9 protein-coding genes and 1 pseudogene are annotated in these 16,564 nt (G+C 45.1%); 3 read left to right on the top strand and 7 right to left on the bottom strand.

Translation table 11 applies throughout. From position 1 onward, the window contains the following. Positions 1–9: 9 nt before the first annotated feature. The 7 genes from AB5443_RS11055 to metG all read right to left on the bottom strand — a co-directional run bounded on the left by AB5443_RS11055 (position 10) and on the right by metG (position 9,055). Positions 10–1,080, bottom strand: a complete 1,071-nt coding sequence (locus AB5443_RS11055; RefSeq protein ID WP_307995575.1) for a glycosyltransferase family 4 protein — start codon at positions 1,078–1,080, stop codon at positions 10–12. Further along, positions 1,077–1,994, bottom strand: a complete 918-nt coding sequence (locus AB5443_RS11050; RefSeq protein WP_368113419.1) for a glycosyltransferase family 2 protein — start codon at positions 1,992–1,994, stop codon at positions 1,077–1,079. Before AB5443_RS11050 ends, AB5443_RS11055 begins: the two co-directional genes overlap by 4 nt. 4 nt (positions 1,995–1,998) lie before the next feature. After that, positions 1,999–3,024, bottom strand: coding sequence for an exopolysaccharide biosynthesis protein (locus tag AB5443_RS11045; RefSeq protein WP_307995576.1), 1,026 nt, complete (start codon positions 3,022–3,024; stop codon positions 1,999–2,001). Positions 3,025–3,034: 10 nt separating this feature from the next. Beyond that, entirely contained in the window at positions 3,035–3,997 is a 963-nt protein-coding gene (locus AB5443_RS11040; protein ID WP_195661771.1) for a glycosyltransferase, read from the bottom strand. A gap of 31 nt (positions 3,998–4,028) precedes the next feature. After that, positions 4,029–5,486, bottom strand: coding sequence for a lipopolysaccharide biosynthesis protein (locus AB5443_RS11035; protein ID WP_368113420.1), 1,458 nt, complete (start codon positions 5,484–5,486; stop codon positions 4,029–4,031). Further along, complete coding sequence (locus AB5443_RS11030) at positions 5,483–6,925, bottom strand: Fic family protein (protein WP_195406158.1); 1,443 nt, start codon at positions 6,923–6,925, stop codon at positions 5,483–5,485. The genes AB5443_RS11035 and AB5443_RS11030 overlap by 4 nt, the downstream gene beginning before the upstream one ends. Before the next feature lie 90 nt (positions 6,926–7,015). Further along, a complete protein-coding gene (gene metG, locus AB5443_RS11025) occupies positions 7,016–9,055 on the bottom strand; it encodes a methionine--tRNA ligase (RefSeq protein ID WP_288359928.1) in 2,040 nt (679 codons plus the stop codon). A 900-nt stretch (positions 9,056–9,955) separates the two neighbouring features. Between metG and AB5443_RS11020 the strand changes: the two are divergent. From AB5443_RS11020 to AB5443_RS11010, 3 genes and pseudogenes are all read left to right on the top strand, one after another. Then, a pseudogene (locus tag AB5443_RS11020) lies at positions 9,956–10,138 on the top strand (DNA-binding protein); the annotation flags it as partial. A gap of 214 nt (positions 10,139–10,352) precedes the next feature. Then, positions 10,353–12,413, top strand: coding sequence for an acetate--CoA ligase family protein (locus tag AB5443_RS11015; protein ID WP_368113421.1), 2,061 nt, complete (start codon positions 10,353–10,355; stop codon positions 12,411–12,413). A gap of 96 nt (positions 12,414–12,509) precedes the next feature. Further along, a complete protein-coding gene (locus AB5443_RS11010; RefSeq protein WP_368113422.1) occupies positions 12,510–16,535 on the top strand; it encodes a two-component regulator propeller domain-containing protein in 4,026 nt (1,341 codons plus the stop codon). Positions 16,536–16,564: the final 29 nt, after the last annotated feature.

The following is a 16,564-nucleotide window of genomic DNA, read 5'->3' as shown; positions in this document are numbered from 1 at the left end:
AATCTATGGTTATTTGCGGTAAGTTTTTACCGTATCTGCCAGTATTTCGGACAATTCGCGGCTGTAATGTTCCAAATTAAACTCCCGTTCCGCCAGTTTGCGACCGTTGGCTCCCATCCGCTGTGCCTCTTCGGGATGGGTGGAAAGGTAGTGGATGGCTCGTTTCCATCCTTCGATGTCGTTATAGTCTACGTAGATGCCGGCTTCTTCTTTTTCGATGTCCATCTCGAACTTGGGATTGCGGCTGCAAATCACCGGAAGTCCCAGTGCGAATGCTTCTACCAGGGTGGTCAGCCCGACGGTGTAGGGGTAGTTGAGGCAGCAGATTACCACCACTTTCGAACGGCAGACTTCCACAGCCAGTTTGTGCGGGATGATACCGCCGGTGAGGTGTGCCCGTATATTGGTGTACGGTGCGTATTGTTTGAGCAAAAGTTCATAGTCTTTGTCCGGCGTCGTGAAAATGTCGACGGGGAGTCCCGTTTCGGCAAATGCTTTTAACAGGGTGGCAAAGTCGCGGTTCTCTTTTCCGGTGCTGACAAAGGCTTTCTCTTGTTGCCCGTTATCGGCGGCGGGGAGATGTTGTTTCAGATAATCATAGAAAGGAAGGTCAGCTCCCCAGTGTATCAGGTGCAGTTGGGCGGCGGTGACTTTGCCCGATTTTAGCGAATCGTCTATCAATGCCTGGCTGAAAAAGAACATTTGGTCGATACCTTTATAGTAAAAGCGTGAAATCAGGTTTTTCAGTTTGCCGGAGTTGCGAATCACCGCCTGATGATGCCAGATGGCGATAGGTTTGCGGTACAGTCCCAACGCATGGAAAAAGATGACGAGTTCCAATCCGTAGAAAGAAGTGCCGTACAGCAGGTCATACGGTTCTTTGCAGCGCATGATTTCAAAGAAATTGTAGAGCGAGAACCGTAGCCGGGATGAGAAGCGGCGGTAGCGATGGAGTATCGGGGTGATGCCATGCTTCTCGAAATGCGTGAGCCCGTATAAGATGTGGCCGGGGTGCAGGTGGTTTTTCCATTCTTCCAGTGCTTCCTGTATGGGACGTGTGTGATAATAATAGATTTTCATGCTCCGAAATCTCCTTTCAGTGTACGTTTTATTCTCCGGATAGCTTTTGCCATAAAACAATTTGTGCGGTGATAGTAGCGCACAAATGCTTCTCTGGCACTTTCATTCTCTTCTATCGGCGACAGCTTTTCTACTGGAAGCGGTTTCAGCCATAACGTAGAATTGTATAATCCCCCGCCGCCGCAGTTGGTCCCGCTTCCGTCGAAGCCGTTGTTTTGGATAAGTGAACGTCCAGCGTTCAGCGAAAGTATATCTGCCAGAAACAGGCTGGCGTTCCAGCGGATAGCCCATGAGTTATTTTTTCCTTCAATTTGTCTGCGCAGCATCCGTGTATAACCGTAAGTGCTGTTGAAGTCGAACCGGCGGGTGAGATTGCGCTCTTCCAATTGCCGGAGAAGCTCCTTGCCGTTCGGATTGAACAGTTTCCAAGCCCTGTCCCAAGTGGCCCATCCCCAACTGCCTGTCCATTTGATGAGAAAGGTATCGGGCAGGGAAGTGTCTTGCGTGAAATCGCAGCCCTGGATATGTCCTACACGTGGCTCGTCCTTGTACGCCTCAAGTGCGTCATTCATGAATTGCAGGAAATAGGGGGCGGCGATGAGGTCATCTTCCATTACAATCACTCTTCCGAAGCGGTTTACCTGAGTGGTCACTCCGTCAATGATGCTTCGCGCCAGTCCCCAATTTTCTGTTCGCTTGATAAGGGTAACTGTTTTAAATCCTTTGATTGTCCGGATATATTCGCGCACTTCGGCTACGTTCTTTCCGTCTGTTTCGCTTTTGGGGGCATCTGAATAAATAAAGATATCGCTCTCAGCCGCCAAGGCATTCTGCAATAGTGATTGTACAACATTACAGACGTGCTGCGGACGGTTATAGACGAATAACAGGATGGGAGCATAAATGGTTGTCATAATGCTACAATATTTCTTTTACTAGTTTAATAACTTTATCTCCGAAGTTCTGCCAGTTATTCTCTTCGAGGAATAGCCGGTAGTCCTCCAATGAAACCGGTTCTTCTTTATGCCGGGATACAATGCCGGCAATATCTTCTAATTGGCGGAACGTATAGACTCTTAATCGTGGCTCATGGGCGTAATCCTTGAATGAGCCGACTTCCGGACCTATAACTCTGGCCCCGAATGAAAGTGAATCCATCAAAATGCCGGAACTTAATATGGATTCGGGGCAGTAGGGAGCCAGAACGAAGCGGGAACGGGTGATATATTTCCCCAGTTCTTCGAACGAGAGTCCATCGGGTATGATACTTACGCCGGATGGGGCCGTTTGTTTCAGTTCGTCCAGCAGGGCAGGAGATGAACATCGCCCGACAATGCAAACCTTTAAATTGTCTTCCGGATGTTTTCGTAAAAAAGAGACATACTCCAGTACTCCTTTGTAGCGGGATATGCTTCCCCAAATCAGCAGGTCGTACATGATTGTGCTGTCAGCGGGAGGTGCTACAGGCAACCGGTTCACTGTGGGATGGTGCAGAAAGTGCGTTTTGCAAGCTGCGGACGGATATTGGCCCCGAATCATTTCCACTCCTTCTGTGGCATGCGTAAGGATGAGGTCGGCTTTCCGGGCAATGAAGGAGATTAGAAACTTCTTCATCTTTGTATGTCCGTTGGCGTGCGGCTTCTTGTTATGCAATACCCAGACAATCTTTTTCCCCGAAAACTTCAGGACAAGGATAAAACAGACGGCAACTGTAGCTTGCAATATCCCGTATTTGACGTCAGGTATGTTTTCCGGCCAATTGAAGATAAATGCGTCTCCCCACCGGCGGACAGGCAATATGCTGAGCAATGGATTTTTGTGTGGTGGATTGATTACCGCAGCCTCTCCCTTACGGTTCAGGGATGAGATAAAATTCTGTATATAGGGATTCGCCCTTTCATCGGGATTCTGTCTCAGATGGGGAAATACGGTAAACTTTATCATTCTTATGGCATTAATGGATTACAAACTTACTACAATCCCGGATAAAATACAAGGGGGTGAAGAAAGACTTGACGGATGATTGCAGGAAATTGGCGTATGGATATAATTGCTTGCGCCGGTTGCAGCAAATGAAACAAGTCTTCAAGATGCCTGCAAGAGTACCTTTGCTCATGTTTTCAGCCACTTGGACGGTTTGTCTGTCGTTGAATGGAAATGAGCGGACAGCCTGAAAGTATCTCCGGGTCATATCACGTCCGGACGTGTCTCCCAAACTTTTTATAGCGGTAAACAGCCCGTCCACGAGATTGTATTTTCCGCTTGTATTGTAAGAAGTTGCCTGCGGGTGCCTGCGCCAGTACACCAATCCTTCATTGACGAACTTTACGTGCCCGGAGGTGACGGCGGCAAGCAGCAACAAAGAATCGTAAGAGATATTTTTCTCCTGTTCTACAGCTTGAGTGAACAAGGGGAGAATGCGGCGGTGGAAAAAACATTCGTGCCCGGGGACATAGGGCTTCATCAGCAGATAAAGCTCATTATATAATACGTTGCCGGGGTTTTTCATTCCCGAAGTCTGTGTGATGCTTGTGGTAAACAGGAGGGAGTTATGAAATAACAAGGAGTTGTTGTCAATGTGCCCTACCAGTACTTCTATCTTGTCCGGCCGCCATATGTCATCCTGGTCGGAAGACGCGATGTATTCGCCGGTAGCCTTGGTGAAAGCAGATGAAAAGTTATAGTTGAATCCGGCAGGTACATCATTGATATACAATTTCACGCGTTTGTCCTGTTGCTGGCAGGCTTTGACAATATCTACGGTACGGTCGGTAGACCGGTCATCCTGGATAATCAGTTCATGGATGGGGTAGGTTTGATTTAAGATGGAATCAATCTGCTCTTTGAGATATTTCTCTCCGTTGTAAGTGCACATCACTACTGAAACTGTCACTTGTGGCATCTGATTTGTTCTCATATCTTGTCTTATGTAAATTTCATTTGCAGCATCATTCGTGTCCATCTGTCTTCTTTTTGATGAAATATGCAATGCTCTCTTTGAAGGTGGCCGAGCGGCTGGCCCACATGGCTGCTATATAAAGTGCTGCTGCCAGCATAATCTTGCTTGGCAGGCGGATATAAATGTTTTCGACAAAGCGGGTGGAGTAATAACTGACCGCCATGACCGTGGCTGCTATGATGGCATAAGGCAGTATGTCTGCCAGAGCCTGACGCAGTTGCAGGCCGATTTCCCGCTGCACGAAGTAATGCCACGTCAACAGCCATAAAATATTTATGGACACATAAATGGCAAGCATGGCATATATCCCATAGGAATGAACCAGGAGAACGCCCGCCATCAGGATGATGCCGAGTGTTATGGTATTCCACATATAGATGCGTGATTTCCCTTTGCTGATGATAAGTTGTTGGTAGAGGTTCGAGACAGGGATAAAGGCGCCGCTGATGCACAGGATTTGCATGATGGATACGCTGGAATACCATTTGTCGGTGATGGTTATGGTAATCAGTTCTTCCGATATGATTCCCAGTCCCAACATGGCAGGAAATGAAATAAAGGCTGTGAAACGGAGCATTTTGCGGAATACCCGTCTTTGCCGTTCAAGGTCGTCCGAGACTTTGGTGAGTACCGGTTGTGCTACTCCGTTTATCATGCCTGATATAAATTGTTGTCCCATGCTGCACCATTTGTTAGCCTGGCTGTAGTATCCCACTTCCTGCTCGCTATAGAATTTGCCTAATATTACAGAAAACAGATTATTGTTAATGTGGTTGAATACATTGGTCACCAGTAGTTTCCCGCTGAACCCGAACATCTCTTTTATAGGGGCGAAGTTGATTTGTAGCGTCGGTCGCCAACGGGTGAAATGCCAGTAACAGGCGGTAGTGACAAATACATAAACTATGCTTTGTGTGGCGAGTCCCCAGTAAGAGAATCCGAAATAGGCTAATGCGACTCCGGTGACTCCCGAAAGAACGAGTCCGGTGACGGATGATATAGCCCGCTGCTTGACCATTAGGTTACGTTGCAGGTAGGCGCTGTGGGATATGCCCAGGCTGGCAATGAAAAATCCTATGAAAGAATAGCGTGCCAGTGGCGTCAGTTCGGGAGTGTTGTAAAAATCGGCAATGAGCGGTGCACATAAGAATAGCAGCAGGTACATAAACAGGCTGATTGCGGCATTGAACCAGAATACGGCATTGTAATCACTGTGCGTCACTTCTTTCTTGTTGACAAGAGCTGCCGTGAAGCCACTTTCCTGTATCGAACTGGCAATGAGTGAGAAGATTGCCAGCATTCCCACCATCCCATAATCTGCCGGGTCGAGCAGGCGGGTGATGAATATCCCGAAAGCCAGATTCAGCAACTGCTGTATGCCGTTACTGAACCCGCCCCAGAATAATCCTCTGGCCGTTTTCTCTTTTAGTGATTGTCCCTCGCTCATATCATCTTCTTTCCTTTATCAGTTAAACGGTATTTTTGTGTTGGACTTTTGGGAGAATCAGGCTGCGTCTGTTCTACAAAACCAAGTTGCATGGCAGGCTGAATATAGTCGTACAATAGGGTAGGACGATGTTTCAAGCTCAATGCCTCCAGAATTTCCTTAATACTCATCTCTTTATCAGACAATGCTTTTATTAAGGACATTACTTGTTCGGTTACTTGTTCGGTTACTTGTTCGGTTACTTGTTCGGTTACTTGTTCTTTCAGGTAAAAAGTAACGACTACTTCTCCCTGATTATCCGATAGAGTTGGTATTGGCAGTCCTACTCGTTTACATTCACTATACATTAAATCAAGGCCGCGTCCCCAACTCTCCAACATCTTTCTGCGATAAAGCACATTGGCTATTAGCGGGTTGTTGGGAATTGATTTGTGGGGAGACTTTAAGTTGTTGATATCAATGCCTTTAGGTAGTTTGCCGGGGTTGATAATCTCTACTTTATCATCGTAAATAGCTATGCCGGTTGAACCGCCGGGATTTGAGTAGTCTCTGTGGCAAAAAGCATTAATTACTGCCTCGCGCAATGCTTTATAAGGAATGGCTAATTCTTCTTCCCGTTCTGCTTTTATGATTTTTCCGGATAGCGATAAGTGCTTAAAAAAGAAAGACATTGCTTCATCGAACAAAACGAAAATATTTCCTTCCATTTGGGCATTATCTATAAATTCCATCCGATTGTTGCCTTTAAATCTGGCTAACCTCAACTTGCATTGGGGAAAATGACTGCTTGTCTTCCTGGCAAACAGGACAGCGGCCGCATTCTTAAAAGAACCGTTATCCGCTAAATCTAATTTATCCAAGAGTACAGGGATAGATGTATTTTCAATAATGGACTCTGGCAGGCGGCCATTTTCAATTCCTAAACGTATTGTCCCTATAATTTTTTCTTTATCGAACGCTTCGATAGAGAGTTGCTCATTAAGAAATGCTTCCCATCTGAATTGCTCTTTATGTCTGTTGATTAGTAATTCATTGTACGTTTCCTGGGGCATGACAGAAGTGGTGCTTTCTATTTTGATATAAGCTCTTCCATCAAATAAGTAAGGCTTTCTGCTGAATATGTCTTCAAAATGAATAGCTATGATATATTTGCCTTCATGGGTGGGGATAGGAATATATTGTATATCTGCAAAGATTCCGGGTTCAAACTTTTTAAGAGCTCCGGCTATTTCCTTTTTCGTTTTATCCGAAACCTCCTGCCCTATGATTTTTCCTTTATCGCTGACTCCAAATAACAGGTAACCGCCATTTGTGGAATTCATAAATGCACAACCGGATTCCATACCTCGTGTCAGTTGACCTGTTGTCTCTTTGAACTCTAAAGTATTGGATTCTTTTGAAGTGACTAAAGATATTATTTCTTCAAATGTTAAGAGCATGGAATATACACCTGTTTAGGAAAATATGAGAAAGAATACACAAAGGGCTAAATTATAATTAGACCTTTATGTATTCTTTTTCTGAATTTATTATTTTACTTCGCTACCCGGCTTCACTTCACGTCCCGGCATGATGACTGCCAGGCTGCCGTCGTTATTCTCGGCACTTAGAATCATACCTTCGCTGACGATGCCTTTCAGCTTGCGCGGAGCAAGGTTGGCGATAAAGCACACCTGTTTGCCTACCAGTTCTTCCGGTTGGTAATGCTTGGCAATGCCCGACACGATGGTACGTGTTTCCAGTCCGTCGTCAATCTTGAATTGCAGCAGTTTATCAGCTTTCGGAACTTTCTGACATTCGAGGATAGTGCCTACGCGGATATCCAGTTTCGTGAAATCATCGAATTCGATGTTCGGGCGAATCGGATTGGCTTTGTAGTTGGCTTCTTCGTTGGCCTTCTTCGTATCGAGCAACTTCTGTACCTGTGCTTCGATAGTGGCATCTTCGATTTTCTCGAACAGCAGTTCCGGCTTGTTCAATTGGTGACCTACCGGAAGCAGGTTGTCTCTTCCGAGTTCAGACCATTCGAACGTATCCATGTTCAGCATCTTACGGAGTTTTTCCGAACTGAACGGCAGGAACGGGTCGAAAGCAATGGCAAGGTTGGCAACCAGTTGCAAGGAGATGTTCAGGATGGTTCCCACACGTTCCATGTCTGTTTTTGCCAGTTTCCACGGTTCGGTGTCGGCAAGGTATTTATTACCGATACGTGCCAGGTTCATCGCTTCTTTCTGTGCGTCACGGAATTTGAATACGTCGAGCAGCTTTTCCACTTCCGCTTTTACGTCGGCAAATTCTTTCAGTGTTTCCTTGTCATAGTCGGTCAACTCGCCCTGTGCGGGTACGCAGCCGTCGAAGTACTTCTGAGTCAGTACCATAGCGCGGTTCACGAAGTTACCGTATACGGCAACCAGTTCATTGTTATTGCGAGCCTGAAAATCCTTCCAGGTGAAGTCGTTATCTTTTGTTTCCGGTGCATTGGCGGTCAGCACATAGCGGAGCACATCTTGTTTGCCCGGGAAATCCACCAGATATTCGTGCAACCATACAGCCCAGTTGCGTGAAGTGGAGATTTTGTCTCCTTCCAGGTTCAGGAACTCGTTGCTCGGCACATTGTCCGGCAGGATATAGCTGCCTTCCGCCTTCAGCATGGCGGGGAACACGATACAATGGAACACGATATTGTCTTTTCCGATAAAGTGGAGCAGACGGGTTTCAGGGTCTTTCCACCATGTCTCCCAGCTATCGGGAAGAAGTTCTTTCGTGTTGGAGATGTATCCGATAGGAGCGTCAAACCATACGTAAAGCACCTTTCCTTCTGCCCCTTCCACGGGAACAGGGATACCCCAGTCGAGGTCACGGCTTACGGCACGTGGTTGCAGTCCCATGTCGAGCCAGCTCTTGCATTGGCCGTACACGTTCGGACGCCATTCTTTATGGTCTTCGAGAATCCATTTGCGCAGCCAGCCTTCGTGTTTGTCGAGAGGGAGATACCAGTGCTTGGTTTCTTTCATCACCGGCTTGCTGCCACTAATGGCGCTTTTCGGGTTGATAAGGTCTGTCGGCGAGAGTGAAGTTCCGCATTTCTCGCATTGGTCGCCGTAGGCTCCTTCCGAGTGGCAGTGAGGACATTCGCCGGTGATATAACGGTCGGCAAGGAATGTCTTTGCTTCCTCGTCGTAATATTGTTCGGAAGTTTTTTCGATAAATTCTCCCTTGTCATACAATGTCTTGAAGAAATCCGAAGCCAAGTCGTGATGCGTCTGTGAAGTGGTGCGGCTGTATACGTCGAATGAGATGCCGAACTCTTTGAATGATTCCTTTATCAGCGTATGGTAACGGTCTACTACATCTTGCGGAGTGATTCCTTCTTTTTTTGCGCGGATAGTGATGGGCACCCCGTGTTCGTCCGAACCGCCGATGAATAATACATCTTCTTTCTTCAACCGCAGATAACGCACATAGATATCTGCCGGTACATATACACCGGCCAAGTGACCGATGTGGACAGGCCCGTTTGCATACGGCAATGCCGATGTGACGGTGGTTCTCTTGAATTTCTTTTCCATTGTATAGTGTGATTTTATTGTTTTCAGCTTTGCTGATTTTGTTGCTCTCAGCTTTGCAATGTGCAAAGATATTGATTTTTCACCACAGATTATACGGATTTACACAGATTATTTCATGACGAAGTGGTTGCGGAATGAAACAGAAACGTTCGGAATAAAAAACAGGTAAAAAGAAATCAATGTGACTTAATGCTTTTTTGTAGTGAAAGTTTACATTATTGTACGTTCTCAAATGCTTGCCGGATGCGGAGAGAAACTTGCCGGATAGCCATGAGGAGTTATTGCCCGATTTGTAGCAGTTATATAGGCCGTTTTCAGCATCTATATGCCCTGCTTACAGCAACTATATGCCCTACTTTCAGCAACTATATAGGCTATTTCCAGCATCTATATATCCAATCTTCAGCAACTATATAGGCTGTTTCCAACATCTATACATCCAACTTGCCGGCGATATTTCCATATTTTTCATAACAAGAACACGGAAGTTGATGTACTTTGGATTCGGTAGTCAAAAACCGGGATATTGTTAACAAAACTGCGTATGATGTTACATGAAGTGCCGATTCTGTAACAATACAGCTCAAAATTGTAACATTGAGTACACAAAACAAAGTAAAACAAACAAAAACAAAATAAACCACCTCCCTAACCCTCCTCAAGGAGGGGACGAAGGAGGAGAGAATTTTGAAAAGAAGGAAAGCCTTGATGCAGGAAGATATTACGAACCTGCAACTATCGAACAATGGGCTACAACACCTTCTGTGGTGATTAATTAATTTATGAACGCACTTTGAAAAAATAATTGGGTCAGTCTGAATAAAGCCCTTATCTTTGCAGTGTCATTAAGCTTGAGGACAAAACTAAACTAATTTATCAACACGAAAAACTATTACAATTATGCCAGTATTGTACAAACCCTTCCAGTCGGTTCTGGAAGACAAGAACAAAAAGAAACTATTTCATCCCTGTGTGATATACACGGCCAACGTGACAACCACCCAACTCGCCAAAGAGATCGCCGCTTACTCGTCTCTCTCCATAGGTGATGTGAAGAACACGCTTGATAACTTGGTGACAGTGGCTGTACTGTATTACCCTGATTAAAGTTGACTAATCACCAATTTATATTAGAGTAGTTCTTTAATTAATCAATAAGTCAGCATAATTAATCAGATTTTCTGATCTTTCTTTCTCTTATCCTATATTTTCGCATATATTTCTCTCCTTTTTCTTTCTTTTTTCTCATAAGAAAGAATATATTTGTACCTGAGTTAAACGAAAACAAGAGCATGATATGATAACAACCCAGTTGCTTCGTCCCGAAAGCATTGTTGTAGTAGGGGCATCGAATAATGTACATAAGCCGGGTGGCGCAATATTGAAGAATTTGATAAACGGAGGTTATCAGGGAGAACTTCGGGCAGTAAACCCGAAAGAGAAGGAAGTACAGGGAGTGCCTGCCTTTGCGGACGTGAAAGAACTGCCTGATACGGACTTGGCAGTATTGGCTGTGCCTGCCGTGATGTGTCCCGATATTGTGGAAACATTGGCAGGTACAAAACAAACTCGTGCATTTATCATACTATCTGCCGGATTTGGCGAGGAAACTCATGAGGGAGCATTACTGGAAGAACGGATTCTGGAAACAGTCAATAAATATGGAGCTTCATTGATTGGCCCTAATTGTATCGGCCTAATGAACACATGGCATCACAGCGTATTCAGCCAGCCGATTCCCAATTTGAATCCGAAAGGCGTAGATTTGGTATCCAGTTCCGGGGCTACGGCGGTATTCATCCTGGAAAGTGCCGTAACGAAAGGTTTGCAGTTCAATTCCGTCTGGTCGGTGGGAAATGCCAAGCAAATTGGTGTGGAAGATGTACTGCAATTCATGGATGAAAACTTCAATCCGGAAAAAGACTCCCATATCAAACTACTCTATATTGAAAGTATCCAGAATCCTGACAGGCTATTGTTTCATGCTTCTTCGCTGATAAGGAAAGGATGTAAAATTGCAGCGATAAAGGCGGGAAGTTCTGAAAGCGGAAGTCGGGCGGCTTCGTCACATACGGGAGCTATTGCCAGTTCGGATTCAGCAGTTGAGGCTTTGTTCCGTAAAGCGGGGATTGTACGCTGTTTCTCCCGTGAGGAATTGACTACGGTTGGCTGTGTATTTACTTTGCCTGAACTGAAAGGAAAGAATTTTGCCATTATCACGCATGCCGGAGGCCCGGGAGTGATGTTGACGGATGCACTAAGCAAAGGCGGGTTGAACGTTCCGAAACTGGAAGGCGAGTTGGCAGAAGAATTGAAAGCACAACTCTTTCCGGGTGCTGCCGTTGGAAATCCGATTGATATTCTCGCTACGGGAACTCCCGAACATCTGCGTCTCTGCATTGATTACTGCGAAGAGAAATTAGAAAATATAGATGCCATGATGGCTATCTTCGGAACACCGGGGTTGGTCACCATGTTTGAGATGTACGACGTACTCCATGAGAAGATGCAAGTGTGCAGCAAACCGATTTTCCCGATTCTTCCTTCCATCAATACAGCCGGAGCCGAAGTTGCGGCATTTTTGGCGAAAGGACACGTGAATTTTGCGGATGAAGTAACATTGGGAACAGCTCTTTCGCGTATCGTTAATGCCCCTAAACCTGCCGCTCCTGAGATTGAACTGTTCGGAGTCGATGTTCCGAGGATTCGTCGGGTTATTGATTCTATTCCGGAAGATGGGTATATCGAACCTCACCATGTACAGGCCTTGCTTCGTGCAGCCGGCATTCCGATTGTAGACGAGTTCGTCTCGGATAACAAGGAAGAAGTAGTGGCTTTCGGACGCCGATGCGGATTCCCGGTAGTGGCTAAAGTTGTCGGCCCCGTGCATAAATCGGATGTTGGCGGAGTGGTATTGAATATCAAAAGCGAGCAACATCTGGCTTTGGAATTTGAACGTATGATGCAGATTGCTGACGCGAAGGCAATCATGGTACAACCGATGCTGCGGGGAACGGAACTCTTTATCGGCGCTAAGTACGAAGAGAAGTTCGGGCATGTGGTACTTTGTGGCTTGGGCGGTATCTTTGTGGAAGTATTGAAAGACGTTTCTTCCGGTTTGGCTCCGCTTTCTTACGAAGAAGCTTATTCGATGATTCATTCGCTGCGCGCCTATAAAATCATACAGGGGACACGTGGACAGAAAGGAGTGAATGAGGATAAATTCGCGGAAATTATAGTCCGTCTTTCTACCTTGCTCCGCTTTGCGACAGAAATCAAAGAAATGGATATAAACCCGCTTCTGGCTACTGAAAAGGCTGTTGTAGCTGTCGATGCCCGTATCAGAATAGAGAAATAAGACGATTTTTTCATTCATTGAGACGTATTTTCTATCTTTCCGTTGTAATTTTGCCTACATTTGGTAACTCAAACGGAAAGCTAGAAAACACGTATTATGAAGAAAGTCCTGATACTTTTAATCTGTCTCATTTTTTATCCGATACTCTGCTGCGCGCAAGTAGCAGATGATCATTATTATTTCAAGAACTTAAGCGTACAGAACGGATTATCCCAGAATACCGTCAATGCAATCTTGCAGGACAAGCAAGGTTTTATGTGGTTCGGTACGAAAGACGGACTGAACCGCTATGACGGATTATCATTTCGCAAATTCAAACACGACGACCGTAGCCAACGGAGTATCGGAAATAACTTCATCACTGCGCTTTATGAAGATGCGAAAGGAAATATCTGGGTAGGTACGGACGTAGGGCTCTATATCTACGACCCGGAGAAAGACTTTTTCCGGCATTTTACGGAACTGAGTGCAGAGAGTACAAGGATAGAACATACTGTAACCGCAATATCAGGAGACAATCAAGGATGCGTTTGGGTAGCGGTTGAATCTCAAGGACTCTTCTGCTATGATTTGGAGAAAAGGCAACTTCAGAATTATACCTTAAAAGATTTCTCTTTCCTCACCACCAATGTGCAGACGTTCGTTTTCGACAATAGCGGAACCCTTTGGATAGGTTGTTATGGTGACGGACTTTTCTATTCGAAAGACCGGCTGAAGACACTCCATCCTTATCTTTCCCCTACTGAGAATAAAGAAACTTATGCGAACGACGTAGTGATAAGCCTTGTGAAAGGAGCATATAACTGCCTGTATGTGGGTTCCTTGAAAGGTGGAGTAAAGGAACTGAATCTGACTTCAAACAAATTGCACGATTTGCTCCTGGCAGATGAACATGGGGAGTCGGTCTTTTGTCGGGAACTGCTTGTTGCCTCTGACAATGAATTGTGGATCGCTTCCGAATCAGGGCTTTATATTTATAATCTCAGGTTGGGAAAATATGTTCACTTGCGTAGCTCGATCAATGACCCCTATTCCTTGTCTGATAATGCCATCTATTCGTTGTGTAAAGACCGTGAAGGTGGTATCTGGATTGGTTCTTATTTCGGCGGTGTAAACTATTACCCCCGTTTCTATACGAATTTTGAGAAATATTATCCGAAAGGGACAGAAAACGGGCTGCATGGAAAGCGGGTACGTGAGTTCTGCCAGGATAATCAGGGAGTCTTGTGGATTGGTACGGAAGACGGCGGATTGAACCGCTTTAATCCGAAAACCAAGACTTTCTCTTTTTTCACCCCGAGCAATGCTTTCACCAATGTGCACGGGCTATGTCTGGTCAATGACTACCTTTGGGTGGGCACCTTCTCGAAAGGGGTGAAAGTGGTAGACACACGCACGGGAGCGATTGTGAAAACCTATCAGAAAACAGATTCGCCCCGTTCATTGATAGACAACAGTGTCTTCTCCATTTGCCGGACAACGACGGGAGATATTTATTTAGGCACATTATTCGGCCTGTTGCGTTACAACAAACAGACTGATGATTTCGACCGCATACCAGAGTTGAACGGTAAATTTGTATATGATATAAAGGAGGATTCCGGCGGGAATCTTTGGCTGGCAACTTATGCAAACGGTGCTTACTGTTATAATGTAAGTGAGAAAAGATGGAAGAATTATCTGCATGATGACAATAATCCGAAGAGCCTTCCTTATGATAAAGTGGTAAGTATCTTCGAAGATTCCCATCGACAGGTCTGGCTGACAACGCAGGGTGGTGGCTTCTGCCGGTTCCATCCGGAAACGGAAACCTTCACTAGCTATAATCTGGCTGACGGATTGCCGAATGATGTCGTTTACCAAATTGTAGAAGACAAGGACGGACTTTTCTGGCTGACAACCAATAATGGTCTGGTATGTTTCCAACCCACTACCGGAGCGATAAAAGTATATACCACTTCCAACGGTCTGCTGGGCGACCAGTTTAATTATCGTTCAAGCTTCGAGACGGAAGACGGTACGATTTATCTGGGAAGTATCGACGGCTTTGTAGCTTTCAATCCCAAGAATTTTTCAGAGAACAAGTCGCTTCCGTCTATCGTAATTACGGATTTTCTGCTCTTTGGTAAAGATGTATATGTAGGCGAACCGGGTTCTCCGTTGGAGAAGAGCATCACCTTTTCCGACGAACTTGTGCTTCAGTCCAATCAGAACTCATTCTCTTTCCGTTTGGCTGCATTGGATTTTCAAGCTCCCAAGATGAGCAAGATTATGTATAAGCTGGACGGCTTTGATGCCGACTGGCTGACGGTTGGCGAAAGTCCTATCGTCACTTACTCGAATCTGCGATATGGCAACTACACTTTTCAGGTGAAAGTATCCAACAGTGATGGAGTGTGGAATGAAGATGGAGTGTCACTGAAAGTACATATTCTTCCCCCTTTCTATCTTTCTATTTGGGCGTATTGTGTGTATTCTTTGCTGATTATAGGCTGTTCTTTGTACACGGTTATGTACTTCAAGAGACGTAGCAACCATAAACATCGCCGGCAGATGGAAAAATTCGAGCAGGAGAAAGAACGGGAAGTATATCATGCCAAAATCGACTTCTTTACGAATGTAGCCCATGAGATACGTACTCCGCTGACATTGATTAAAGGCCCGTTGGAAAACATCATATTGAAGAAACAGGTAGACGCGGAAACCCGTGAGGACTTGAACGTCATGAAGCAGAACACGGAACGATTGCTGAATCTGACTAATCAATTACTTGATTTCCGAAAAACGGAAAGTCAGGGATTCCGATTGAACTTTGCAAAGTGTAATATAACGGAAGTTTTGAAAGAAACCCATATACGCTTTACCTCTCTCGCCAAGCAAAAGGGGCTGGACTTTACTTTGCAGGTGCCGGAGAAGGACTTCTATGCTCATGTTAATCAGGAAGCCTTTACAAAGATTATCAGTAATCTATTGAATAATGGAGTGAAATATGCGGAAAGTTATGTGCATATATCACTGGAAGTGCCGGAAGTAGATAGTGACAATTCATTCCGCATCCGTACGGAAAACGATGGAGTGATTATCCCCAATGAAATGAAAGAAGAGATTTTCAAACCTTTCGTCCGTTTCAATGAGCAGGAAAATGGAAAAGTGACTACCGGAACAGGAATCGGCCTTGCTCTTTCCCGTTCACTGGCCGAATTGCACCAGGGGACACTGGTCATGAGCAACGGTGAGGAAAATAATACTTTCTGCCTGACTCTGCCGATTGTTCAGGACTTGACAATCACATTGACTCCGGAAGCGGAAGTTGAAATGGACAAGATGAACGAGATTCCTATGGAACATACGGAAAAGAAGGACAATCGCCCGACTGTGCTGGTAGTGGAAGATAATCCGGATATGCTTGCTTTCGTAGTTCGCCAGTTATCGAAAGAATATACGGTGCTGACCGCCACCAATGGTGCGGAAGCATTGCAGGTGCTGGATGGTCATTATGTGAACTTGGTGGTAAGTGATGTCGTGATGCCTGTAATGGATGGCTTTGAACTGTGTAAGACGATTAAGTCGGATTTGAATTACAGCCATATTCCCGTCATACTGCTGACGGCAAAAACGAATATCCAGTCGAAGATAGAAGGAATGGAACTGGGTGCGGATGCTTATATTGAAAAACCTTTCTCGGTGGAATATTTGCAGGCATGTGCTGCCAGCCTTATTCAGAACAGGGAGAAGTTGCGGCAGGCTTTTGCAGAGTCACCTTTTATTGCTGCCAATACGATGGCTTTGACGAAAGCTGATGAAGAATTTATCAAGAAGTTGAACGAGGTTATCCAAATCAATTATACTAATCCTGAGTTCAGTATGGATGATATGGCTGATAATCTGAATATGAGCCGGTCTAATTTTTATCGGAAAATAAAGGGAGTACTGGACTTGAGCCCGAATGAATTCCTTCGTCTGGAACGTTTGAAGGCGGCGGCTCAATTGCTGAAAGAGGGTGAAAACAGGGTAAATGAAATCTGTTATATGGTGGGATTTAATTCACCGTCCTATTTCGCCAAATGTTTCCAGAAACAATTCGGTGTATTGCCGAAGGATTTCATTAATTCGAAGGAATAGCGGACTTATCGCTATGTTTTAATAATAGA

This window comes from Bacteroides sp. RTP21281st1_H5_RTP21281_210402, assembly GCF_040918965.1.
In the GTDB taxonomy this organism is placed as follows: Bacteria; Bacteroidota; Bacteroidia; order Bacteroidales; family Bacteroidaceae; genus Bacteroides; species Bacteroides congonensis.
This window is presented reverse-complemented; position numbering and strand designations above follow the sequence as displayed.